At 33.5% G+C, this 23,399-nt stretch carries 21 protein-coding genes and 1 pseudogene; 13 read left to right on the top strand and 9 right to left on the bottom strand.

All coding sequences use genetic code 11. From position 1 onward, the window contains the following. Nucleotides 1-81: 81 nt before the first annotated feature. The 3 genes from trxA to rlmN all read left to right on the top strand — a co-directional run bounded on the left by trxA (nucleotide 82) and on the right by rlmN (nucleotide 3,154). Nucleotides 82-405, top strand: coding sequence for a thioredoxin (gene trxA, locus BAR153v2_RS06735; protein WP_078680836.1), 324 nt, complete (start codon nucleotides 82-84; stop codon nucleotides 403-405). Nucleotides 406-1,381: 976 nt separating this feature from the next. Continuing rightward, nucleotides 1,382-1,885, top strand: coding sequence for an invasion associated locus B family protein (locus BAR153v2_RS06730; protein ID WP_078680835.1), 504 nt, complete (start codon nucleotides 1,382-1,384; stop codon nucleotides 1,883-1,885). Between the two features lie 39 nt (nucleotides 1,886-1,924). Next, nucleotides 1,925-3,154, top strand: a complete 1,230-nt coding sequence (rlmN, locus tag BAR153v2_RS06725; RefSeq protein WP_078680834.1) for a 23S rRNA (adenine(2503)-C(2))-methyltransferase RlmN — start codon at nucleotides 1,925-1,927, stop codon at nucleotides 3,152-3,154. 347 nt (nucleotides 3,155-3,501) lie between these two features. Here the strand turns inward: rlmN and BAR153v2_RS07655 are convergent, their stop codons facing one another. Further along, nucleotides 3,502-3,627: a hypothetical protein gene (locus BAR153v2_RS07655; protein WP_256385942.1), complete on the bottom strand. Its 126-nt coding sequence runs from the start codon at nucleotides 3,625-3,627 to the stop codon at nucleotides 3,502-3,504. A gap of 237 nt (nucleotides 3,628-3,864) precedes the next feature. Between BAR153v2_RS07655 and BAR153v2_RS06720 the strand changes: the two are divergent. The 3 genes and pseudogenes from BAR153v2_RS06720 to BAR153v2_RS06710 all read left to right on the top strand — a co-directional run. After that, nucleotides 3,865-4,926 (top strand): annotated as a pseudogene (locus BAR153v2_RS06720) (argininosuccinate synthase); the annotation flags it as partial. Nucleotides 4,927-5,041: 115 nt separating this feature from the next. Continuing rightward, entirely contained in the window at nucleotides 5,042-6,700 is a 1,659-nt protein-coding gene (locus tag BAR153v2_RS06715) for a lysine--tRNA ligase (protein ID WP_371325863.1), read from the top strand. Continuing rightward, nucleotides 6,700-8,277, top strand: a complete 1,578-nt coding sequence (locus BAR153v2_RS06710; protein WP_078680832.1) for a peptide chain release factor 3 — start codon at nucleotides 6,700-6,702, stop codon at nucleotides 8,275-8,277. Before BAR153v2_RS06715 ends, BAR153v2_RS06710 begins: the two co-directional genes overlap by 1 nt. A gap of 289 nt (nucleotides 8,278-8,566) precedes the next feature. Here the strand turns inward: BAR153v2_RS06710 and lptB are convergent, their stop codons facing one another. From lptB to lptC, 3 genes are all read right to left on the bottom strand, one after another. After that, nucleotides 8,567-9,361 carry an LPS export ABC transporter ATP-binding protein gene (gene lptB / locus BAR153v2_RS06705; protein ID WP_078680831.1) on the bottom strand — a complete coding sequence of 265 codons (795 nt, stop codon included), beginning with the start codon at nucleotides 9,359-9,361 and terminating at the stop codon, nucleotides 8,567-8,569. A 6-nt stretch (nucleotides 9,362-9,367) separates the two neighbouring features. Then, nucleotides 9,368-9,967, bottom strand: coding sequence for an LptA/OstA family protein (locus BAR153v2_RS06700; RefSeq protein WP_078680830.1), 600 nt, complete (start codon nucleotides 9,965-9,967; stop codon nucleotides 9,368-9,370). A 66-nt stretch (nucleotides 9,968-10,033) separates the two neighbouring features. Further along, nucleotides 10,034-10,684: an LPS export ABC transporter periplasmic protein LptC gene (gene lptC, locus BAR153v2_RS06695; protein ID WP_078680829.1), complete on the bottom strand. Its 651-nt coding sequence runs from the start codon at nucleotides 10,682-10,684 to the stop codon at nucleotides 10,034-10,036. 218 nt (nucleotides 10,685-10,902) lie between these two features. Between lptC and BAR153v2_RS06690 the strand changes: the two genes are divergently transcribed. The 7 genes from BAR153v2_RS06690 to BAR153v2_RS06660 all read left to right on the top strand — a co-directional run bounded on the left by BAR153v2_RS06690 (nucleotide 10,903) and on the right by BAR153v2_RS06660 (nucleotide 16,395). Next, on the top strand, nucleotides 10,903-11,181 hold the full coding sequence (locus BAR153v2_RS06690; RefSeq protein ID WP_078680983.1) for an integration host factor subunit beta: 279 nt from the start codon (nucleotides 10,903-10,905) through the stop codon (nucleotides 11,179-11,181). An 8-nt stretch (nucleotides 11,182-11,189) separates the two neighbouring features. After that, nucleotides 11,190-11,501, top strand: coding sequence for a LapA family protein (locus BAR153v2_RS06685; protein ID WP_078680828.1), 312 nt, complete (start codon nucleotides 11,190-11,192; stop codon nucleotides 11,499-11,501). Nucleotides 11,502-11,660: 159 nt separating this feature from the next. Beyond that, complete coding sequence (locus BAR153v2_RS06680; protein WP_078680827.1) at nucleotides 11,661-12,593, top strand: class I SAM-dependent methyltransferase; 933 nt, start codon at nucleotides 11,661-11,663, stop codon at nucleotides 12,591-12,593. A gap of 2 nt (nucleotides 12,594-12,595) precedes the next feature. After that, a complete protein-coding gene (locus BAR153v2_RS06675) occupies nucleotides 12,596-13,444 on the top strand; it encodes an RNA methyltransferase (RefSeq protein WP_078680826.1) in 849 nt (282 codons plus the stop codon). Further along, entirely contained in the window at nucleotides 13,441-13,944 is a 504-nt protein-coding gene (gene lspA, locus BAR153v2_RS06670; protein WP_078680825.1) for a signal peptidase II, read from the top strand. The genes BAR153v2_RS06675 and lspA overlap by 4 nt, the downstream gene beginning before the upstream one ends. A gap of 702 nt (nucleotides 13,945-14,646) precedes the next feature. Then, nucleotides 14,647-15,420, top strand: coding sequence for a Bax inhibitor-1/YccA family protein (locus BAR153v2_RS06665; RefSeq protein ID WP_078680824.1), 774 nt, complete (start codon nucleotides 14,647-14,649; stop codon nucleotides 15,418-15,420). Nucleotides 15,421-15,516: 96 nt separating this feature from the next. Further along, nucleotides 15,517-16,395, top strand: coding sequence for an endonuclease/exonuclease/phosphatase family protein (locus tag BAR153v2_RS06660; RefSeq protein WP_078680823.1), 879 nt, complete (start codon nucleotides 15,517-15,519; stop codon nucleotides 16,393-16,395). Here the strand turns inward: BAR153v2_RS06660 and polA are convergent. From polA to BAR153v2_RS06635, 5 genes are all read right to left on the bottom strand, one after another. Then, the gene (gene polA, locus BAR153v2_RS06655; protein WP_078680822.1) at nucleotides 16,392-19,298 is read right to left on the bottom strand and encodes a DNA polymerase I; all 2,907 of its coding nucleotides are present in this window, start codon (nucleotides 19,296-19,298) and stop codon (nucleotides 16,392-16,394) included. The two genes, BAR153v2_RS06660 and polA, sit on opposite strands and share 4 nt — an antisense overlap. 307 nt (nucleotides 19,299-19,605) lie before the next feature. After that, entirely contained in the window at nucleotides 19,606-20,313 is a 708-nt protein-coding gene (dnaQ, locus tag BAR153v2_RS06650; RefSeq protein ID WP_078680821.1) for a DNA polymerase III subunit epsilon, read from the bottom strand. A 3-nt stretch (nucleotides 20,314-20,316) separates the two neighbouring features. Next, nucleotides 20,317-20,919 (bottom strand): dephospho-CoA kinase, encoded by a 603-nt coding sequence (coaE, locus tag BAR153v2_RS06645; protein ID WP_078680820.1) that lies wholly within the window; start codon nucleotides 20,917-20,919, stop codon nucleotides 20,317-20,319. A gap of 764 nt (nucleotides 20,920-21,683) precedes the next feature. Next, entirely contained in the window at nucleotides 21,684-22,280 is a 597-nt protein-coding gene (locus tag BAR153v2_RS06640; RefSeq protein WP_078680819.1) for a Maf family nucleotide pyrophosphatase, read from the bottom strand. Further along, nucleotides 22,246-23,109, bottom strand: coding sequence for a pyruvate, water dikinase regulatory protein (locus BAR153v2_RS06635; protein WP_078680818.1), 864 nt, complete (start codon nucleotides 23,107-23,109; stop codon nucleotides 22,246-22,248). Before BAR153v2_RS06635 ends, BAR153v2_RS06640 begins: the two co-directional genes overlap by 35 nt. Nucleotides 23,110-23,399 lie beyond the last annotated feature (290 nt).

Here is a 23,399-nt window from a genome sequence, read left to right as displayed (position 1 = left end):
AAAAATCTAGTATAATTTATTTTTGCAATAATTTACATAAATAAATCATACTCATGTATAAAAGTAGTAAAGGATAAATCAATGACATGTATAAAAATTGATAGTAGCAACTTTGAAAGTGAAATTCTCACTTCTCCTCTTCCTATCGTTGTTGATTTTTGGGCAGAATGGTGTGGTCCTTGTAAAAGCATTGCACCAATCCTTGATGAAATTGCAACAGAAATGCAAAGTCAAATTAAAGTTGCTAAAATTAACATTGATGAAAATCCAGAATTGGCTACCCAATATGGAATACGATCGATTCCTACTTTATTGATGTTTAAAAATGGAAAGGTATCATCCAATAAAGTTGGCGCTGCTTCTAAAGGACATCTTGTTGAATGGATTAAAAATAACCTTAATTAAATTCCTTCGTGACTCTTTTTCTACAATAAAGGAGCTCAAGTCGCTCCTTTTCATAAAAAAACAGCTTTTTAGAATTGTAAGCTTAAGCTATTAAAATTCTTCACAATAATTATGTTAAGTGTTCTATGTATCAAATTGTTTATTGTATTATTGATCACGATATATAATAAATGGTAAATAAGATTATGAGCTTATATTTTTTAAAAAATATGAGCCTTAAAATACTAATGTTGTTTTAGCTTACTATGTATCAACTTTATTAATACAATTTAAGAAAAAGAAAATCATTTAAAAGATGATGAATTATTATTAAAGTTGAAAAAACTGATAAATGCATCAAATAATAACTGTTATTGTTGATGTAATTATAACGGTTAATGTTTCTTTGTTTTTTCAATTTCTACTTAGATTAACTTTTAAAATGATTATTGTAGTGATTATTTTTTATCTTTTATAAAGTAAAAATAAATATGTATGTAAATATTAAAAATTTTTAAAATTATTATTGCTTAAGTAAGTATGTAGACGTTTAAAAAGAAAATAAACCATAGATCCAAATAAATTAATTGCAACGAACATAACTATTTCAATATTTAAGGAAAATTGGAAAAAATTTACAAATGTTAGTTAAAAAAGTTGTATTGTTACAAATTATCCTTCAATCAAAGTAGCTTTATGGAGAAAAAAGTTATTTTTGTGAATATTCTTCTTCCCTATTTTATTTTGTGTCATTCTGATTGATGATTTTATAACAGATACAAAAGTCTTAATGTTAAAAAAAACTAGCTATTGAATAAAAAATTCATGTTTTAGTAATAACTAAAAGGTCACAATTGAACGAAAGACTTATTTTAACTAGAATAATATTTTCTTTTATGAACAATTGAAAAAATTACCTTATATATTACACTAGCCTTTACTAAACATTTGCTAATGTAAAGAAATTTAAAAAAATAAAAAAGTGAGCGAGATGAAGATGTTGAAAAAGATTTTTATTGTTGTATGTACTATAATCATGCCTCTTATTGGTCCAACTTGGGCACAAACACCAAACCGTTTACAGCAGTTTGAAGCTTGGGGAGCTTATTCTTATAAATCACCAGAAAATATGATTTGTTATATATTATCAGTTCCTTTAAAAGCGCTCCCAACAACCGTTAAGCATGGCGATAATTTCTTTTTGGTAACCAAACGCTCTAATTCCCCTATTTCGTTTGAACCACAGTTTATGGCTGGTTATACCCTTAAAGAGGGATCAAAAGTTACTGTCACTATTGGAGATAAGAATTTTGACTTTTTTACAAAGGATTCATCTGCTTGGTTAATGTCATCAGGAATGGAAAAACAGCTCGTTGCGGCTATGCGTTCAGGAGCAAGCATGACAGTAAGAGCTATATCAAAACGAGGGACGCACACTACCTATACTTATTCTTTAAAGGGAGTAACTGCTGCGCTAAATATGGCACAAAAATGTTACTAAATATTTGCAATTCTAAAATAGCTGATAAAATGGAAAACCATGGCCATTTCATATGACCTTAGATCTGTTAAAACAGATCAAATACTAAAAGCAAAGAGTACTATAGTAACGAAACAACCTAAATTACCTTTAATTGGTTTATCGCAAGATGAAATGGCACAGGCTTTACGGATTATTGGTGTTCCAGAACATCAAACGCGAATGCGTGTACATCAACTTTGGCATTGGCTTTATGTACGTGGAGTTTCTCATTTTGATGAGATGTTAAATATTTCTAAGCCAATGCGAAAGATGCTCAAAGATCATTTTTCTATTGCGCGTCCCGAAATTGTTGCGGAACAAATATCACAAGATGGTACTCGTAAATGGCTTTTACGATTTCCAGCTTCTGGAACTGAGAGACCTGTCGAAATTGAAATGGTTTATATCCCTGAAGAAGGGCGTGGTACTTTGTGTGTTTCATCTCAGGTAGGATGCACATTAACGTGTTCTTTTTGTCATACGGGAACACAAAAACTTGTTCGCAATCTAACAGCTGAAGAGATTTTAGTGCAATTACTGGTTGCTCGTGATTGTTTAGGTGATTTTCCTGATAAGAATACACCTAATGGTGCAATTATTCCAATTGAAGGACGTAAAATTACTAATATCGTTATGATGGGCATGGGAGAACCGCTTTATAATTTTGAAGCAGTTAAAAAAGCTTTATTAATTGCTTCTGATGGTAATGGATTTTCTTTGTCGAAACGTCGAATTACCCTTTCAACCAGTGGAGTGATTCCTGGAATTATACGGACAGGAAAAGAAATTGGTGTTATGTTAGCGATTTCGCTTCATGCAGTGCATGATACATTGCGAGATATACTTGTTCCAATTAATAAAAAATATCCTCTTGCTTTGTTAATGGAAGCTTGCCGTAATTATCCTGGCCTTTCGAATGCTAAGAGAATTACATTTGAATATGTTATGCTGAAAAATGTTAATGATAGTTTAGATGATGCGAAAAAATTAATTCAATTGCTTAAAGGTATTCCTGCTAAAATAAATCTGATTCCTTTTAATCCATGGCCTGGAAGTAATTATCAATGTTCTGATTGGGAACAGATTGAACGTTTTGCGGATCTCATTAATAAAGCAGGTTATGCTTCACCTATTCGTATGCCACGTGGACGTGATATTTTGGCGGCATGTGGGCAGCTTAAATCAGCTTCAAAGCGTTTATGTAAATCTGAACGTATGCGACTTGAAAACATCACTAATAATGAATAGATTCAATTTTTTCAGATAAGATTAAGAGTAGAACAAAACTGGTAAAATTCCTACAATCAATCAAGAAAACAAACGCCAAAAGGATTGTGCAGAAAATTTTTAAAAAGTTTATTTGTCACAAAAACTATAGAAATTATAATGGGAAAAGAAATAGGAATATTAAGAAATTCCCTAAATAAGAAATTTTTGTGTAACCATAGGATCATCAACATTGATAAATTGTGGCAAGAAAGTTTCTATAAAAAAATAACTTTAGGATTTAAGAGATTTATTGCAATATCGGTTAAGTAGTTGCATTTAAGATTATGGCGTTCTGAAAATGTTTCTTCTAGATAAAATATTGAGTGTTAACGCAAGATTTGAAAAGTGAGCCATAAAAGCGCATAGTGATGTGAAAAATGCTGATAAGCCGTAACTGCAGCAATAACTTCGATAGTAAAACAACCTATTGCATTTGCGAAAGCGCATACCATTTCAGTTTATTTACCTTATGTAATAACAAGCTCCACTGAGAAAATAATATCATGTTCTGGAATAAGAACAAAAATTAACATCACTATAGCTAAATTGTGCAAGAATAAACTATTCTCGAGTAAAAATGACACACTAATTTCTTTTATGCTTTAAAATAAGTGGTCGTGACTTATATCTTCTATAGACTTTTTCTTTACACTTTTTCATTTTTTTGCATCTTTTTTATGTTGCTTTAAAAAGTTGTTTTAGCTTATTCAGGAGGATTAGACACATCAATCATTCTCAAATGGTTCAAAGTAAACTAGAGGCTAAAATTGTAACTTTTACGGCAGATTTAGGTCAAGGAGAGGAACTAGAACTTGCAAGTCGTAAAACCGAAATGTTTGGTGTTAAAGAAAATAAATTTATATTGAAAATTTACAGGAAGAATTTGTACGTGATTTTGTGTTCCCGATATTTCGAGTAAATGCGGTTTATGAAGGAGTTTATCTTTTAGGAACGTCGATTGCTCGTCTACTTATTTCAAAACGTCTTGTTGAAATTGCCCAAAAAACCAATGTAGACGCTATCGCTCATGGAGCAACGGGAAAGGCAATGATCAAGTACGTTTCGAATTTTCTGCTTATGCTCTTAATCTTGATATTAAAACTATTGCTCCTTGGCGTGATTGGAACTTGAAAAGTCGAACAGATTTAATTGAATTTGCACATACGCATCAAATTCTATTAGAGCAAGATAAACAAGGTGAAGCGTCTTTTTAGTGTATGTAAATTTATTGCACTCATCATCGGAAAGAAAGATTTTAGAAGATCCAGCAGTTTCTGCTTCTGAATATGTCATATGCACACTCTTTCACCAGAAGTTGCACCAGATCAAGCAATCATAATCACGATTTTAAAAAAAGAGATGCTATTTCAATTAATGGGGAAGTTTTATCTCTTGCTGATTTGTTAGATCAATTAAATAGTTATGGGCGTGAAAATGGTATTTGGCCGGTTAAATTTAGTAGAAAATCGCTTTGTAGGTATGAAATCACGTGGTATCTATGAAACACTAGGAAGAACTGTTCTTTTAATAGTTCATCGAGCAATAGAATCCTTAATACTGGATCGTGGTGCAACTCACTTAAAAGATGAATTAATACCACGTTATGCGAAACTTATTTATTACGTTTTTTTTCACCTGAGCGTAAAATGTTACAAGCAGCTATTGATTTATCTCAAGAAAATGTTGAAGGAGAAGTAACACTAAAACTTTATAAAGGAAATGTGATTGTTGAAGGTCGCCAAAGCAAAAAATAACTTTATTCTGATAAGTTGGTGATTTTTGCTGCTTTTAAATGACTATTATTGACGAAAAAGTTTAACAATCATACACCTTGTTATTAAGTAATTAATTTTTAGGACAAAGATGATGGATAATCCGTATGGTACCTATAACCTTCCACTTGAATTAATAGATTCAGCAGCTCAATCAAAAGCTTGGCCGTTTGAAGAAGCGCGTAAGCTTATTAAGCGTTATGAAAAAACCGGCCATCCAGAGCATATTTTATTTGAAACAGGTTATGGACCTTCTGGTTTACCGCATATTGGAACTTTTGGAGAAGTTGTACGTACAACTATGGTGCGTCATGCGTTTCATATTCTTACCAAAAACAAAATTAAAACAAAACTTCTTTGTTTTTCTGATGATATGGATGGTTTGCGCAAAGTTCCTGATAACGTGCCTAATCGAAAAAAAATGGAAGACTATCTTGGTCAACCGCTTAGCCGCGTTCCTGATCCTTTCGGAGATGTATATCCTTCTTTTGGAGCTGCTAATAATGCACGCTTACGTACTTTCCTTGATCGTTTCGGTTTCGATTATGAATTTGCTAGTGCTACTGATTATTATAATTCAGGCCGTTTTGATGAAATACTTTTAAGAATACTTTCCTATTATGATAAGGTTATGGAAATTATTCTACCAACATTGGGTGAGGAGCGGCGGGCAACTTATTCACTTTTTTTACCTATTTCTCCACTTTCTGGAAAAGTATTACAGGTCCCCATGATTGCTCGAAATGTTGAGAAAGGAACTATGACCTATATCGAACCTGAAACAGGTGATGCCATTGAAACAGAAATTACAGGTGGAAAAGTTAAGTGTCAGTGGAAAGTGGATTGGGCAATGCGCTGGACTGCACTTGGAATTGATTATGAAATGGCGGGAAAAGATCTTATTGATTCAACAAATCTTTCTTCTAAAATTTGCAAAATTCTTGGTGGAAAGCCTCCTGAGGGATTTAACTATGAGCTTTTCTTGGATGATAAGGGACAGAAAATTTCTAAATCTAAAGGAAATGGTTTGACTATCGATGAGTGGTTAACTTATGCACCAACAGAAAGTTTAGGACTCTATATGTTTTTAAAACCAAAAACAGCAAAACGGCTTTATTTTGATGTTATTCCAAAAGCTGTTGATGAATATTATGCACATCTTTCAGCTTATGAGCATCAGCAATGGAAAGAGCGCCTTAATAATCCCGTATGGCATATTCATCATGGGCGTCCTCCTAAGGTCAATTTACCTGTTTCTTTTGCTATGCTGTTAAATTTGGTCAGTGCTTCTAATGCTGAAAATAAAGAAGTTCTTTGGGGATTTATTTCTCGTTATGCTAAAGAAGCTAACGCGCAAATATATCCAATGCTTGACCAGTTAGTAGAGTTTGCTCTTAAATATTTTGATATTTTCGTAAAACCAAACAAAAAATTTCGTATACCTGATGAAAATGAACGCTCAATATTGATTCAAATTGATGCAAAATTGGCTAGTTTGTCAAAAACTGTTGATGGAAATACCATTCAAAATGCACTTCTTGATATCGCACGCTTGACGGAACGTTATCAAGATCATAACAAAAAAGGTCCAGAAGGGGGACCTGGTGTTTCAAGTTTATTTTTTCAAATGCTTTATGAAGTACTTTTAGGACAGGAACGAGGACCACGGTTTGGATCATTTATAGCGCTGTATGGAGTTGATGAGACACGCGCACTCATTGTTGCAGCACTCGCACGATCGGTGGAGGAATAATGGAACGTAGAGTGCAAGAAGTAAAACGACGGCGTACATTTGCGATCATTGCGCATCCTGATGCGGGAAAGACAACCCTAACAGAAAAGCTGTTATTATTTGGCGGTGCTATTCAGCTGGCTGGTGAGGTGAAAGCAAAAAAAGACCGTATTCAAACCCGTTCTGATTGGATGAACATTGAACGTGACCGTGGTATTTCTGTTGTCACATCAGTAATGACATTTGAATATCAAAATCATATTTTTAATTTGTTAGATACCCCAGGTCATGAAGATTTTTCGGATGATACATATCGTACTTTAACAGCTGTTGATAGTGCAATTATGGTACTCGATGGGGCACGCGGAATTGAACCGAGAACACTCAAACTGTTTGAAGTATGCCGACTGCGCGATATTCCTATTGTTACTTTTGTTAACAAAATGGACCGAGAAGCGCGTGATCCCTTAGAAATTTTAGATGAAATTGAAGAAAAACTTGCACTTGATACTGCTCCAATTACTTGGCCTATTGGTATAGGAAAGAATTTTGTTGGCACTTTTGATCTTCATCATAATTGTTTTCGCCAACAAGACCATGAGGTTATTTCACAAACGATTTCTGATCTTCGTGAAGTCGCAAATTTACTTCCTGAAAATCAGCAGGCACTCTTTGTTGAAGGAGTAGAGCTTGCTCGCAGTGCTTGTAAAAAATTTAATCTTCAAGCTTTCTGTGAAGGGCATATGACACCTGTTTATTTCGGCTCAGCTTTACGAAATTTTGGTGTTCGTGATTTGATTAATGCATTAGTTGATTTTGGTCTAAGTCCTCGTGATCAGGTAGCCGATCAACGCAACGTAGTGGCTACTGAAGCCAAAATGACCGGTTTTGTCTTTAAAATTCAAGCTAATATGGATCCCAATCATCGTGATCGTATTGCATTTTTGCGGGTGTGTTCAGGAACACTTGAACGCGGTATGAAAACGAAATTAGTACGGACAGGAAAATCAATGACACTCTCAGCACCGCAGTTTTTCTTTGCTCGTTCACGCCAAATTGCTGATCAAGTGTATGCTGGTGATATAGTAGGTATTCCTAACCACGGAACTTTGCGTATTGGAGATACTTTGACTGAAGGAGAAGATATTCTCTTTAAAGGTGTACCAAATTTTGCACCAGAAATTTTACGTCGTGTCCATTTAAGCGATCCTATAAAAGCAAAAAAACTAAAAGAAGCTTTGCAACAAATGGCTGAAGAAGGAGTAGTACAATTATTTATCCCTTATGATGGTTCGCCTGCTCTCATTGGTGTAATTGGTGCTTTGCAAATTGATGTTTTGACAGAACGGCTTAAAGCAGAATATTCTCTACCTGTAAGCTTTGAAGCATCGCGCTTTAACATATGTCGTTGGATTTCTGCAGAAAATAAAGAAGAACTTAAAAATTTTCTTGCTTGTCATCAATCCGTTGTTGCATATGATTTGGACAATGATCCAGTTTTTTTAGCAGAAAATCATTTTTCGTTAAATTATGAAGCAGAAAGAGCACCAAAAATTAAATTTTTAGCCTTTAAAGATTATCAGGTACGCTCTAAATAAAAAACGTCAAAAATGAGCTATGATTCTTTCGTTAAGTTTAAAAAGTTTATAATGAACTAGGCTATTGTTATAATCCTTATAAAACACTTATACTTTATACAACAATACTTTTATTAATTTGAATGTTTTAACGATAGCATCATGATTTCTTACAAAAATATACATTTATATTGCTTATATTAAAACAGAATAAAGCCCCCTTTAAAATCAATAAACGCTATTGACTACGATAAAAAATTGTATTTATTGTAAGATTTTTAAACTTGAATATTCTTTAGAAACGAAGAAACTAAAGAGAAAACTGATTTCCCAAATAAATTTCACGAACATCAGCATTATTGATAATGTCGTTCGGGCAACCGTGAACTAACACTTCTCCTGCGTGAATAACATAAGCACGATCAACAAGCTCCAATGTTTCGCGCACATTATGATCCGTTACTAAAACGCCGATACCACGTTGAGTTAAATGACGAACAAGCTGTTTAATATCAGAAATCGCGATGGGATCAATTCCTGCGAATGGTTCATCAAGTAACATAAAATTAGGGCTAGAAGCTAAAGCACGCGCAATTTCAAGACGCCTGCGTTCACCTCCCGATAAAGAAAGAGCTGGCATTTTGCGTAAATGATCAATTTTAAATTCATGCAAAAGCGCATCCAACTCTTCACAGCGTTTCAAGCGATCTTTTTGAATTAATTCCAGAACAGCTTTAATATTATTTTCTACTGAAAGACCACGAAAAATTGAAGCTTCTTGCGGTAAATATCCAATCCCTAAACGAGCACGCCGATACATTGGCAAATGGGTAATGTCAAACCCATCAATCTCGATTGAACCACCATCCGATTTAACTAAACCTGTAACCATATAAAAACAGGTCGTTTTTCCAGCACCATTAGGACCTAAAATGCCGACAATCTCTCCAGCACAAATATTAAAAGAAACACAATTAACAACCTGTCTTCCTCGATAAACTTTAATTAAATTATGAGCAACTAAAGTCCTATTTGAGTTTTTTTTCAAAGCCTTACTCATAAGGTTATGTTCAATTATTTGCTTTTCTCTTTTGATTCCAAACATGAAATCTTAACGACCATTCTTTGAGCTTGCTTCTAAAATAATCGAAACACGATTCTTCTTTCCAGGCTCCTTACATCCTTCAAGAGAAGCTTTTCCTGTTTTCATATTAGCTGTTAATATGCACCCTTCAGCCACATTATCACCATCGGTTAACACAACATTATTACCTGTTAAGATTATCATATTCGATTGTCCATCAAAAATAGCTTTATCACCCTTAGCAGTTTGTGTTGCTACTTTGATATAAACTTCACCTAAAGCTTCTACTTTTTTAATATCTGTTGAACCAATCTTTTCAGGAAAAATTGATTGTGTTCTCAACTGATTTATACCACCTGTTATATGTGCTTTATTATAATAAATAGCTAATTTTGACGTTTGTAAAAGTCGCTCGCCCTGCATCACTGAAACATTGCCATTTAAAATAGCAATGCCTTCTTTATCACGTATTTCTAAAGAATCTGCGTAAAGTTCCATTGGCTCTTTTCCATTTAACCCATCAAATCCGAAATGAGTTACTGCAGCATATCCATTAATTGATCCTAATATAGCCAAACTTAAAGCTAAAATACTCACTCGCTCTTTACACGATTTTTTTGCCTTCATTCTTGATCTTTTTTCTCGTATAAACCTACATATGCCTTCTATAAACACTACTCCAAATTCCTTCTGTTATTTTTCCTTCTGATCAAGAACAATACGTACTCCTTTTTGAAAATACATAACTTGCTCTTTCCCATAAATTTGCAGAGCATTCGCCATAAGATGAAAACCCGCACTTTGAATATTTACAGGTTGATCTGTATTAAATTGACTTTTAGATAAATCAATCTTTGCAGTTGTAAATTTTGCAATTATTCCATCTTGCGTTGTAACCGTAAAAGGTTCATCCAATTTTAAATGACTCTTAATATTGTCATAAATTCCTCCTTGTGCATCAATAAAAATTTGCCCCCGTCCTTCTGTAGGCACTTCAGCTGTAATATTCTTTAATCCAATAATTCCAGAAGACTTACGATCTTGAAACGCTTTTTCTGCTTTAATCTTGTAAGGCTTATGAAAATTTGTATAGCCTTCTAATCTCGGATTAAGCATTGTTAATTGTGCTATTTCCTCTTCTTCATGATTCAAAAGGACCTTATCAAAAGAAACAAAAATAGAAAAAAATGTAAACCAGCAAAAAATTAACGCTATAATCAATGCAAGAAGTGGTAAAAAAATTTTTAGCAAGCGAACTTGATGGGAATGAAAATATGTTTTTTTTAAAATATTGCTAAAAGGTGATTCTATCGAAAAAAATTCATATTGATCATGCACAGTCATGTTTTTAATTTCTCAGATATTTCGTTTTTTTATTTATAGAGTTTTTATAAGACATATTTTAAATTTTATTTATTGCAATCTTCCTTTTACTAGCTTTATTTTACTTTTAATAATTTATATATTGGAATATGCATATTCTATATATGTAACGTGCATATATGAAACACACAATTGCAACAAAAAATCTTTTTTCGTATGAATATGAAAGAGAGGCTATTTTGGTTAAATCGAAACTTGTACAAATCATTGCTCGTCATAATCCGCATCTTATGCAACGCGATGCAGAAAATGTTGTAAGTGCTATTTTTGAAGAAATTTCAGCAGCTCTTGCCAATGGTCAACGTGTTGAACTCCGCGGTTTCGGTGCTTTTTCTATAAAAGCACGTTCAGCCCGCAATGGCCGCAATCCACGAACAGGTGAAGCTGTTATGGTTGAAGAGAAATGGGTCCCTTTTTTCAAAACAGGTAAAGATTTACGCGACCGGCTTAATAAATGAGTAAATCCATGATCATTAAACGCTTTCTCTTCGCGGTTATTTTGGTGCCTATTACAGCTTTCTTAATCAGCTTCATCGTTGCTAATCGCCAAATCGTTATACTAACTCTTTATCCTTTTCAAAACAACTCTGAATATTTTACTTATCAAGCCCCTCTTTTTGTTTGGCTTTTTATTTTTTTTTGTTTTGGTATTTTGTTGAGTAGTATAATCAATTGGTTTGCACAACATAAAAACCGCAAAGCCTTAAAAGAAAGCAAAACTGAGATAGAAAAATTAAAAATATCAATTGCTAATAAATCTAATATAACGGCACTCTAGGAAAATTTCCTCTATAGTGCCCGAAAGATAATAAATCTAAAGATATTTTCTCTTGTTTCCTATACATAGTTTAATTAACTTATAGCTCTTAACCTCGTAAGGATTTTAGCGAATATTTAAAATAATCCCTTTTTAGAATAATATATTACGACACTTAATATGCATGCACAATGTTTCCAACCACTCTCTAGTAAAGTATACCCACGAGAGAAATTACCTTTTATTTTAGAAACAAAAACGAGCACAGATTATGCTTTAATTGATTCTGGTAATCGAAAAAAACTAGAGCGTTATGGTTCCTACCGTATTATTCGACCAGAAAATCAAGCGCTATGGCAACCAGCTTTATCACAAAAAAATTGGGCTAATGTCGATGCAATTTTTACAGGTAATCGAGATGAAGAAGGGATTGGTCGCTGGTATTTTCCTAAAAAGCCTCTTGGTGAAACATGGCCACTTTCTTGGAATGGTTTATCTTTTCTGGGACGTTTTACTTCCTTTCGCCATGTAGGTGTTTTTCCTGAACAAGATGCTCATTGGCGTTCACTAGAAGAACAAATTATTAAAACAAACCGTCCTGTCAAATTGTTAAATCTCTTTGGCTATACAGGCATTGCTTCTCTAATTGGGGCACGTTCAGGTGCAATTGTTACCCATGTTGATGCTTCCAAAAAGGCTATAATCTGGGCGAAAGCTAATCAAGAAAAAGCAGGATTATTAAATCGTCCCATTCGTTGGATATGCGACGATGCAATAAAATTTGTTGAACGTGAATTACGCCGTCAAAAAAGCTATGATTTGATTCTTCTCGATCCTCCTGTTTATGGACGCGGACCTCATAACGAAATTTGGCAATTGTTTGATCACTTACCAACCATGATTAAAAACTGCCGCAAACTTTTATCGAACAAACCACTTGCCGTCGTTCTCACAGTTTATTCTATTCGTGCTTCCTTTTATACATTTCATACTTTAATGCGTGATGCATTTACAAATCTTGGTGGTACAATAGAATCAGGAGAATTGATTTTGCGTGAAGAATCGGCTGGACGTGCTCTTTCTACTTCTCTTTTTAGCCGTTGGATTGCTTAAACATGTGTAAACAAAAAATCGGCAAAGTTAAAGAAATTACATCCCTTAGCAATCCTATCATTAAAGATCTTAAAGCGCTAAACAAAAAGAAAAATCGCAATCGAGAAGGTATTTTCATGGCAGAAGGACTAAAACTAGTCATTGATGCTTTCAATCTTGGTTGGACAATTCACACACTTATCGTTTCTAGAAATTCACTGCGTAATTCCATCATTGAAAACACCGCTGCAAACACTATAGCCAATGGTGGTTCTGTAATTAAAGTCTCACAAAAGGTTCTAGAATCCATTACCCACCGTGACAATCCGCAAACAGTTGTTGGTATTTTTAAGCAACAATGGCACTCTATTGAAAAAATAATCAGACGAGTCGATGATGTCTATATCGCACTTGATCGTGTGCGTGATCCTGGAAATCTTGGAACTATCATCCGTACTGCTGACGCAGCAGGAGTAAAAGGAATTGTTTTGATTGGAGAAACAACAGATCCTTTTTCACCAGAAACAGTACGTGCAACAATGGGATCTATATTTTCCATCCCACTTTATCGTTGTAATGAAAGTACTTTTCTAAATTGGTCTACCCATTTTAGAGGTATGATTGTTGGTACGCACCTTAAAGGACCTGTCGATTACCGCACAATTGATTTTAAAAATGGTCCGATTATACTTTTAATGGGAAATGAACAACAAGGTTTATCGGATGTTCTCGTAAATCACTGTAATAATCTTGCGCGTATCCCACAATGTGGACATGCAGATTCACTTAATTTAGCAGTAGCAACAGCTATTATGCTCTATGAAATTCGCCGTTCTTACTTAACTTTTGAATCATGCAAGGATCAAAAATGACACGCAAGTCATTGCTCTTTCTTTTTTTCACCTTAATCTTTACAGTAGGATTTGATCAGGCAATCAAATATTGGATTATACATACCCTACAATTAGGAGAAGAAATACCGATTTTTTCTTTTATTTCTCTCTATCATGTCCGAAATTCTGGCATTGCATTTTCATTTCTTTCTTCGTATCCTCATTGGGGGATTGTTGCTCTTACGCTCCTTATTATTGTTTTTCTTTTATGGTTGTGGAAAAATACTGAAAATGACAAATTTTTATCGCATTTTGGTATTACCTTTATCATTGGTGGAGCGGTTGGTAATCTCATTGACCGCATTCGTTTTCATTATGTCATAGATTACCTACTATTTCATATTAGTGATATCTTTTCTTTTGCTGTTTTCAACCTTGCTGATGCTTTTATCACGCTTGGTGTTGTTGCTGTTTTAATTGACGAATTTTGTATACGGACTAAAAAAAAATGTTATTCTAACAACACACCTCTTGAATAAAGAAAATCAGATTTTTTCAAATTCTACATTATTAGTTTCTGACTTTTTTCTATGGGACTATAACAACGTGAGAAAAAAGTGTTTTTCAGTGTTAGTGCATAAACAGAAGTAAATAGAAAGGTCATACTTTCTCCTAAATCTGTTAAGTTTTTTATGATTCTAGGATATAGATAAAAACTATTTACAAATTCTAAAACTAAAGATTAACGCTCACAGAAATCATCTTTATAACTAATTATAAAAAATTAATAGAGCTTACTCAAAAGAAAAAGAATTCAAAAGCGTTCTTGCCTCTTATGAAGCGCAGTGTATTCACTTTTTTCATTTTACAAGTGTATAGAAAACATCAACCATATTATATTTCTTTGAGTATCCATTTTATTTTTCTTTAACCATTAAAACTGACAAAATCTGTATTATTGTCATGATACCGTTTTTTACATCAAGCACATTACACTTCATTTTAATAATTTAGAAAAAAATAACCTTTCACTACTAATTTTAAACTTTATTTCCAACAAAAAACTCTTGTAATTTTCAAATAAATCCCCATAATAGAGAGAAGTGTGCTAGAATTCTGTTAGGGTCTTAAGAGTATTTATATTTGCCTTATAAATAAAGGCTTATATTGTAGAGCATAAAGGAGTGTAAGCTTCTTTTAACTTAAGTGCCTTGCAGAAAATATGCTAAAGGACTTATATTATGGCTGATTTTAAAAATTTACGTTCGGCATCTGTTTCTCATGCCGATGCATCAATTGATCAAGGCTTGCGCAATTACATGCTAGGCGTCTATAACACAATGGCCATTGGTTTGCTTGTTACAGCTGTTGCCGCTTACGCGATTGCCTCATTAGCTACAACAACAAATATGAGTCAAGCTGCAGCTCAAATTAATGGAAGTGTTTATTTAACATCATTTGGTGTGACGTTTTATATGTCACCGTTTTCTTATGTTATTATGTTTGCACCGCTCGTAGCTGTATTATTTCTCAGTTTTAAAATTAATGCGCTTAGTACTGGTGTGGCGCGGAGCCTCTTTTTTGCTTACGCTACTCTCGTAGGACTCTCGCTATCGTCGATTATTCTGCGTTATACGTCAGAAAGTATCGTACAGACATTTGTTATTACTTCTGCTGCTTTTGGTTCTTTATCACTATACGGTTATACTACAAAACGTGATCTCACCGCTGTAGGGTCATTTTTGTTTATGGGTCTAGTTGGTTTAATGCTTGCTGCAATTGTGAACATTTTTCTTGCATCAAGTGCCTTGCAATTTGCGATCTCTGTGATTGGTGTTCTCGTTTTTGCTGGTTTAACAGCTTACAATACACAAAACATAAAGTTGATGTATTATGAAGGAGACGGATATGATACTCGCGGCCGTAAAATTATAATGGGTGCGCTAAATCTTTATCTTGATTTCATTAATATGTTTGTTTTTTTGTTGCAATTTCTTGGTTCAAACCGCGATTAATAGAACTATTTAATTTAGAAGCCTTGCTTTCTTTGGAAAGCAAGGCTTTTTATCTTTAATACTAAATGCTGTCTTTAAACACATTAACATGATTAAATATTAGAAAATAACAAAAAACTAGAATTTTATTGGCTTTTTATATTGATCCAGAAAAAATTTCATAATCCTTCACTAAGGACAACTTATAATCACTCTGGTTATCATAAAAATGTAACCAATCGTAATGATAGCTATGATCTTACTGTAGCCTCTTATAATATCCATAAATGTGTTGGTGTTGATAAAATTTTTAATCCTGTTCGTATTGTACGTGTTATTACTGAATTACAAGCAGACATTCTTGCTCTTCAAGAAGCGGATAGGCGTTTTGGAAAACGCACAGGTTTGATTGATCTTCAACTCTTAAAAGCTGAAACAGGATTAATTCCAGTCCCTCTAAAAACTATGTCACCAAACGGCCATGGCTGGCACGGCAATGCTCTTTTTTTGCGCCAAGGACGTATACATAATATCTCACAAATCACTTTACCTGGTTTTGAACCCCGTGGTGCTATAATTGTAGAATTAAAAATGAAATCAGGTTTTATTCGTGTTATAGCAGCCCACTTTGGTTTGTTCCGCCATTCTCGTAATAAGCAAGTAAAAATGCTTCTTGCACTTCTTAAAAAATATTCTGTTATGCCTACACTTCTTGTTGGTGACTTAAATGAATGGCGTAAAGGTAAAAGTTCATCATTAAACTTTTTTTTCCCTTACTTTGATATCACATTTGGTAGCGTACCAAGCTTTCCTTCTCCCTTTCCTTTTTTAGCTCTTGATAGAATTTTTGCTTTTCCTCATCAATTAATAATAAATGTTGAAAACCATTATTCACCACTCGCGCGTATTGCCTCTGATCACTTGCCTATCAAAGCATATCTTAACCTTTCAAAAGCAATGGCTACTCTTAAACATAAAATAAATGAAACAAATTAATGTGCTTCGTCCCAATTTTGAGCTGTTATAACTTTTACTTCAAGCGGTACAGATAAAGATAATGCAGGCATTGTAGCATTTTCCATAACTTTTCTAACGAGAATCGCAGTTTTTGTACTTTCGGATTTAGGTACTTCGAAAATGAGCTCGTCATGTACTTGTAATAACATTTTAGCTGATAATTTTTCTTTTTCTAAAGCATTTTCCATTTGAATCATAGCACGACGAATAATGTCTGCTGCTGATCCCTGGATTGGTGCATTGATAGCAGCTCGCTCATTAAAGGCACGAACTTGTGGATTAACTGCTTTTATTTCAGGACAGTGGATACGACGTCCAAAAATGGTCTCTACATAACCATGATGACGTGCAAACATTTTTGTTTTTTCCATATAATCCTTTATTCCCGGAAATCTTTCAAAATATAGCTGAATATAATGGCTAGCTTCCTTGCGCGAAATTCCTAATTGGTTCGCTAATCCAAAGGGCGAAATTCCATAAATAATACCAAAATTAATGGCTTTTGCACGCCGACGTATCTCTGATGACATTCCTTCAACCGCAACTCCAAACATTTGAGCTGCAGTCATAGCATGAATATCCTGACCTTGTGCAAATGCTTCTTTTAATGCCGTTATATCAGCAAAATGTGCAAGGACACGTAATTCAATCTGACTATAATCAGCTGATAACAGTAAATATCCTTTTGAAGCAATAAAAGCTGTCCGGATTTTTCGTCCCTCAGCAGTTCGTACTGGAATATTCTGCAGATTAGGTTCTGATGATGACAATCGTCCTGTCGATGTTGTTGCTAGAGAATAATTTGTGTGAACACGACCAGTTTTAGGCAAAATATAAGAAGGTAAAGCATCTGTATAGGTAGATTTTAGTTTTGTAAGTTGACGCCAATTAACAATTTTTCTTGGTAAAATATGGCCTTCAGCAGCTAACTCTTCTAAAGTTTGTGCTGATGTTGACCATTGGCCATTTTTCGTCTTAGAACCACCAGGTAAGCCTATTTTACCAAAAAGGATATCTCCTAGTTGCTTTGGTGAAGCAATATTAAACTTTTCACCAACGAGCTGATAAATTTCCTCTTCTAAATTTAAAGCAGCCTGTGCCAACTCTCCTGAAAGGCGTGATAAAATCTGTCGATCAACAAGAATTCCACGTTCTTCCATTCTTGCGAGAATTTCTATTAATGGACGATCAAGACGTTCATAAATTTTTGTCATCCTTTGCGCAACAAGCTGTGGTTTTAATACTTGCCATAGACGAAGCGTTATATCAGCATCTTCTGCTGCATATAGAGTTGCTTGTTTCAAATCTATTTGGGCAAAAGAGTTTACTTTTCTTCCATTATAAGTCAAATCTTTATAGGTGATCGATTTATGCCCAAGCCAACGTTCAGATAAAATATCCATACCATGTGTTGAAATTCCAGCCTCTAAAGCATAAGATAAAAGCATTGTATCGTCAAAAGAACGCATTACAATATTGTATTGTTTCATCACTAACCAGTCATATTTTATATTTTGGCCAATTTTTAATATGGCTTGGTTTTCCAGTATAGGCTTTAAAAGTGCTAAAGCTTTTTGTGTCTCAATTTGTTGAACAATACGCCTATCTCCCCAAAGATCATCCTCTCCTGCAACATGTTCAAGCGGAATATAGGCTGCTTTCCCAGGCTGTAAGGCCAATGAAAAACCAATAAGTTTTGCCTGCATAGGATCGAGAGAAGTTGTTTCAGTATCAAAAGAAAAATAACCTTGTTCTTTTGCTTCTAGCAGCCATTCTTTTAAAGTTTCCTCATCAAGAATAGTCTTATAAGCACCTCTTACAATTTTTTGAATGAGAACTTGATCTTTGCGTTTTTGTGCTAAATTCTGTGGAGAATTATCAGAAAAGTCGTGAAATAAGGCTGTATCATCTTCCTTGGCTCTCAAATCAGGCTCGCACGTAATTTTTTTCCACTCAATATCTATCTCTAACGCATCAATAACCGCAGCATTACATGATGTCTCTTTTGCTACACGACGTGTTAGTGCTGTAAACTCCATAGCTTTCAAAAAAGCGATCAAACGCGGACCGTTCTGTGGTTCCAAAACAAAATGATCTAAATTTTTATCTATAGGAACATCTTTTTTAAGTTTAACTAGTTCACGAGAAATTTTTGCTTGCTCACTATAAGCTTGGATATTTTCACGCCGCTTTATTTGCTTAATTTCTGTCACACGTTGTAGTAAAAGATCAAGAGAACCAAATTGATCTAATAACTGTGCTGCAATTTTGGGGCCAATACCTGGTATGCCTGGTATATTATCTGTTGGATCTCCAGTTAAAGCCTGAAAATCAATCATTTTTTCAGGCATTACACCCCATTTTTCTATGACTTCAGAGATACCTATATGCTTATCTTTCATGCTGTCATATAAAGACACATGCGTGTTTACTAATTGCATCAAATCTTTATCAGAAGAAATAATAGTTGTTTTTGCTCCAACCTGTGTCGCTAATTGCGCATAGGTAGCAATTAAATCATCTGCTTCAAATCCTTCTTTTTCGATACAAGGTAAATTAAAAGCTTCTGTTGCTTGTCGAATTAGTGCAAACTGAGGAATAAGATCCTCTGGAGGTGCTGTCCGATTGGCTTTATATTGAGGATAAATTTGCTTACGAAAAGTGTTAGATGAATAATCAAAAATGATAGCAATATGAGTTGGGACAATACCAATAGCGGTATTACGAGCATCACAGAGTAATTTCCATAGCATATTACAAAAACCAGCTACGGCTCCTACAGGAAGCCCATCCTTTTTGCGTTTTAAAGGTGGTAGAGCATGATAAGCACGAAAAATATAGCCTGATCCATCAACTAAAAAAAGGTGATCATTTTCTTTCATAACGATTTTCTCTCTCCCTTTTCATACAAATAAAATATACTTTTATGTTTTTATTGATCCTATTTTAAAATTCACTGGTTTTGCCTCTAAAAAGCCATTTTTTATTGTCATAGATTTAGGATATCGTTGCATTTTATGTTCAGTACCTAGAGCTTTTCTTTGCTGTTACAGGATATAATAGCTTTATTTTGTTCCTCCTATGATAGCTGAGGTACAATGTAGCGATGAGGCCGTTGTGGTGTTCCCCTCCCCACAACGGCCGTATTTTTTGAGAAATTTTCTGACAAAAACGCAGAACAGCTTTTATTTAAGTGATTTCGAAGCGATTCCACAAAGCCTTATCACCTATCTTTTTGATTAAATTAGCATGCATATTTTTTTCCTGTTTACTTAATCTTTGAGGCAAAGCCTGGGAGCGCATTTTGACTGTATAAAAAACATTTTTGCTATCTTGAACATTCATAACATCAAAATTTTCATAATTATCAAAACTAAATATTCCTTGTTTCCCACCAATTAACTCGATATATACATCGGCAAGAATTTCTGCATCAAGTAGAGCCCCATGAAGTACACGATGACTATTATCAATTCCAAAACGTTTACATAAAACATCAAGGGAGTTAGGCCCCATAGGAAATCTGCGTCGTGCTATGGATAATGTATCAATGACATTATCACTACTGACAAGAGGTTTATTAACCCGTCCTAATTCTGCGTTAAGAAAACCGATATCAAAATTTGCATTATGAGCAACGATTGTTGCATTATCAATAAAATCCAAAAGCGCATCGACAATATCTTCAAAATTTTTTTCATCTTTTAAGTGTTCATTGGTTAATCCATGAATAGCGATAACTTCATCAGGAATAACAACTCCTTGTGGATTTAAATAAACATGGAATCTGCGTCCTGTAAGATAACGGTTGATCATTTCTATACAACCTATTTCAATTATGCGATCACTTTCTTTATTTAATCCTGTTGTTTCAGTATCAAAAATAATCTCACGCATTCTTTAACTCTCTTTAGAAGCATCTTTTAATAGGCTTTTTATCACCTGTAAAACTTGTTGACGAGTATCTTCCAAATCTTTCCCCGTATTAATAACAAAATCAGCACATTTTCGTTTTTGTTTATCAGATACTTGTCTAGTATTAATAATTGAAAATTTTTCTTCGTTCATATTCGGTCTGTTCATCGCACGTGCCTTTTGTATTTCTGGTGGAGAAGATACAACGACTATGCTATTAACACGATTTTCACTCTTTGTTTCAAAAAGAAGAGGAATATCAAGAACAACTAATTTTTTTTTCTGCTGACGTGCTATGTTAATAAACTCCTCTTCTTTTTTTTGTACCAAAGGATGAATTATTTTTTCTAAAATCTTTAATTTTTTACTGTTGTTGACTAAAATGTCAGAAAGTTTCATACGATTAACCAGATTGTTTTCAGTAACACCAGGAAAAGCGCGTTCTATAAGAGACACCGTTAGTTCACTGCTGTAAAGTTTGTGTACAGCTTCATCTGCACTGAAAACAGGAACACCTGCTTGTTTAAAAAAATCAGCCGCTGTTGATTTTCCCATTGCTATTGATCCAGTTAGTCCTATAATTTTCATAATTTATCTTCACACACGCTTTCTACAATCGCTTTCCGCTCTTTCTTTGTTATCAAAGATTTCATTCCAAACGACTGTTTTAAATAAGGAACAACTTAGTGTAAAAGCATTCTAAATCCATCAACCATTTTTATTTACCTGTTATAAAAGATATTATTAATGAAATATAAAGAATACCTGTTGCTAATATTATTGGCTCAGTTTTATAAAAATCACATTTTTTTCATTTTTACAAATACTTGGCATAAGCTATCGACGTCCCAGAACATTTAACCATCCCCTCTGTATGTTGTTTTATACTACCAAGTAAAGAATTTGTTCAATTTTATGTTTTTTAAAAGTATACAGAATAGCACTTACAATCACCACCCATATAAAAACGAGAGTTATTTCCCCAACGCATTTAGGAAAAAAATCATCAAGATTAGCAAAAAAACATAAGTATCGTAATTTGTGGTGTAAAGCTTTTTCCTAAAAATCATATTGTATTAACAACACCAACAACGGCAGCTATCTGATCTTTATAAGTTACTAAATGGAAAGCATCCTGCTTAATATAATAAAGTAACATCACGTTCATGAAAGTTTCTTCTTTTTATAGATATAGGGAGAATTTTTGAATTTTACCCAAATTACTTTTGTGCAATCTATTCATTTATCAAATTGTATTACTTGAGCTCAAAACTATGAATTTAAAATGATAAATTAAATAATCAATAATAAAAGCACGTAGATACATTCCCTTTTTATAATTCATTACCCAATCAGTCATCAATAATTCCTAAATGACGTAATTTTATTAATAAAGGTAGTAAAGGTAAACCAACAATAGTAAAAAAATCTCCTTCAATTTTTTCAAAAAGGCGGATTCCTTCTCCTTCAATCTGATAGATTCCTGTACTTCTTAAAACATCTATTCCTACACGTGCTAAATAACTTTCAATAAATTTGGGTGAAAGAGAACGTACCATCATGTAAGCACTAAAAACCTCAGTCCAAATTTCTTCACCATTTCGAACTAAAGAAATGGCACTATGAAGAATATGTTTTTTTCCTGACAAAATAAGTAAACGTTGATGTGCTTCCTGATCGTTTTTTACTTTATGAAGAATTTTACCTTCAAAATCAAAGACTTGATCACAACCAATTACTAATGTGTTAGGAAAACGATCAGAAACATTTTTTGCTTTCATATTTGCAAGAAAGCAACTGAGTTTTTCAGGTTTCTCTATTTTTGCTATTTTTTCTATTTCTCTTTCGTCAAAAGAAGCTCCTTCAACAGAAAATTTTAAACCGGCTTTTTTTAATAGCTGGGCGCGATAAGGACTAAGAGATGCTAATATTAATGATTTTTTTATCATTTTTTTCTTTTTTTCCTTCGCGAAATTGTGATAAAAGTTCAAGAACAGCCGCGGCTGTCTCTTCAATGGAACGCCTTGTAACATCAATAATAGGCCAAGAAAAACGTTCACAAATACGTTTTGTATAAATAAGCTCTTCCGCTATACTAATACGATCAGTATAACTCTCTATAAAAAAATCATCTCCTAAATCTCTATTTTCACGAATATGTGAAATTCTTTCAGCTGAAGCAATAAAACCAACAATTAAAGCATTACTTGCTTCAAAAATGGTTTTTGGTAAATCAATTCCTTGAATAAGAGGAATATTAGCGGTTTTAACTCCACGATTTGCTAAGTAAATACTTGTTGGTGTTTTAGAAGTCCTTGAAATACCTATAAGAATTACATCCGCATCTAATAAACTATTAGGAGATTGCCCATCATCATGCTCTATTGTAAAATCTAAAGCCTTAATACGACGAAAATAATCTGCATTAAGTTCATGTTGTGCACTTACACGTAAATTTTTAGGTATTCCAATATAAGATTGAAAAACATTAAAAATAGGATCTAATATATCAACACAAGGGATAGATATTTTTGCGCAAGTCTCATCAATCAACTGTTTAATTTCTTTATCTATAATAGTGTAAAGAACAATCCCTGGTTTTTTTCTTATCTCATTAATAACTCGCTGCAACTGCATTTTACTGCGAATCATTGGATAAACATGTTCTATAGCCTGCCTTATCTTATATTGCGATGCTACAGCTCTTCCAGCAGAAATTAATGTCTCTCCTGTTGCATCAGAAATCATATACAAATGGAAAAATTTTTTTTCACCCACAGAAAATTTAATCCCTTGTTAATAAATGTGTATAAAATTTTATAAATTTTAGAAAACTAAATTTTTTTATAAAAATTATTATAATTATGCACAAATTCAAAAAAAATAATAAATAAATTCACCCTGTGGAAAAAAACAAAGATAATACTCTTAAAAGTTTATTTATTATTGTTATTTTTTCTTTTTCCTTGTTGATAAAATTGAGGATAAATAAAGTGTAAATAATAATTCACACTAAACACAGGTTTTAATAAGAAGAATCTTTTTAAATTTTAAATTTATTTATTATA

It is taken from the genome of Bartonella sp. AR 15-3 (assembly GCF_002022445.1).
In the GTDB taxonomy this organism is placed as follows: domain Bacteria; phylum Pseudomonadota; class Alphaproteobacteria; order Rhizobiales; family Rhizobiaceae; genus Bartonella.
The sequence above is the reverse complement of the archived record's forward strand: the minus strand, read 5'-3'. Positions and strand labels throughout refer to the sequence as shown.

Bases quoted from the DNA above. Each gene is read 5' to 3' on its own strand.
- trxA (WP_078680836.1), top strand. From the start codon at position 82: ATGACATGTATAAAAATTGATAGTAGCAACTTTGAAAGTGAAATTCTC.
- BAR153v2_RS06730 (WP_078680835.1), top strand. From the start codon at position 1,382: ATGTTGAAAAAGATTTTTATTGTTGTATGTACTATAATCATGCCTCTT.
- rlmN (WP_078680834.1), top strand. From the start codon at position 1,925: ATGGCCATTTCATATGACCTTAGATCTGTTAAAACAGATCAAATACTA.
- BAR153v2_RS07655 (WP_256385942.1), bottom strand. From the start codon at position 3,627: ATGGTATGCGCTTTCGCAAATGCAATAGGTTGTTTTACTATCGAAGTT.
- BAR153v2_RS06715 (WP_371325863.1), top strand. From the start codon at position 5,042: ATGGATAATCCGTATGGTACCTATAACCTTCCACTTGAATTAATAGAT.
- BAR153v2_RS06710 (WP_078680832.1), top strand. From the start codon at position 6,700: ATGGAACGTAGAGTGCAAGAAGTAAAACGACGGCGTACATTTGCGATC.
- lptB (WP_078680831.1), bottom strand. From the start codon at position 9,361: ATGTTTGGAATCAAAAGAGAAAAGCAAATAATTGAACATAACCTTATG.
- BAR153v2_RS06700 (WP_078680830.1), bottom strand. From the start codon at position 9,967: ATGAAGGCAAAAAAATCGTGTAAAGAGCGAGTGAGTATTTTAGCTTTA.
- lptC (WP_078680829.1), bottom strand. From the start codon at position 10,684: ATGACTGTGCATGATCAATATGAATTTTTTTCGATAGAATCACCTTTT.
- BAR153v2_RS06685 (WP_078680828.1), top strand. From the start codon at position 11,190: ATGATCATTAAACGCTTTCTCTTCGCGGTTATTTTGGTGCCTATTACA.
- BAR153v2_RS06680 (WP_078680827.1), top strand. From the start codon at position 11,661: ATGCATGCACAATGTTTCCAACCACTCTCTAGTAAAGTATACCCACGA.
- BAR153v2_RS06675 (WP_078680826.1), top strand. From the start codon at position 12,596: ATGTGTAAACAAAAAATCGGCAAAGTTAAAGAAATTACATCCCTTAGC.
- lspA (WP_078680825.1), top strand. From the start codon at position 13,441: ATGACACGCAAGTCATTGCTCTTTCTTTTTTTCACCTTAATCTTTACA.
- BAR153v2_RS06665 (WP_078680824.1), top strand. From the start codon at position 14,647: ATGGCTGATTTTAAAAATTTACGTTCGGCATCTGTTTCTCATGCCGAT.
- polA (WP_078680822.1), bottom strand. From the start codon at position 19,298: ATGAAAGAAAATGATCACCTTTTTTTAGTTGATGGATCAGGCTATATT.
- dnaQ (WP_078680821.1), bottom strand. From the start codon at position 20,313: ATGCGTGAGATTATTTTTGATACTGAAACAACAGGATTAAATAAAGAA.
- coaE (WP_078680820.1), bottom strand. From the start codon at position 20,919: ATGAAAATTATAGGACTAACTGGATCAATAGCAATGGGAAAATCAACA.
- BAR153v2_RS06640 (WP_078680819.1), bottom strand. From the start codon at position 22,280: ATGATAAAAAAATCATTAATATTAGCATCTCTTAGTCCTTATCGCGCC.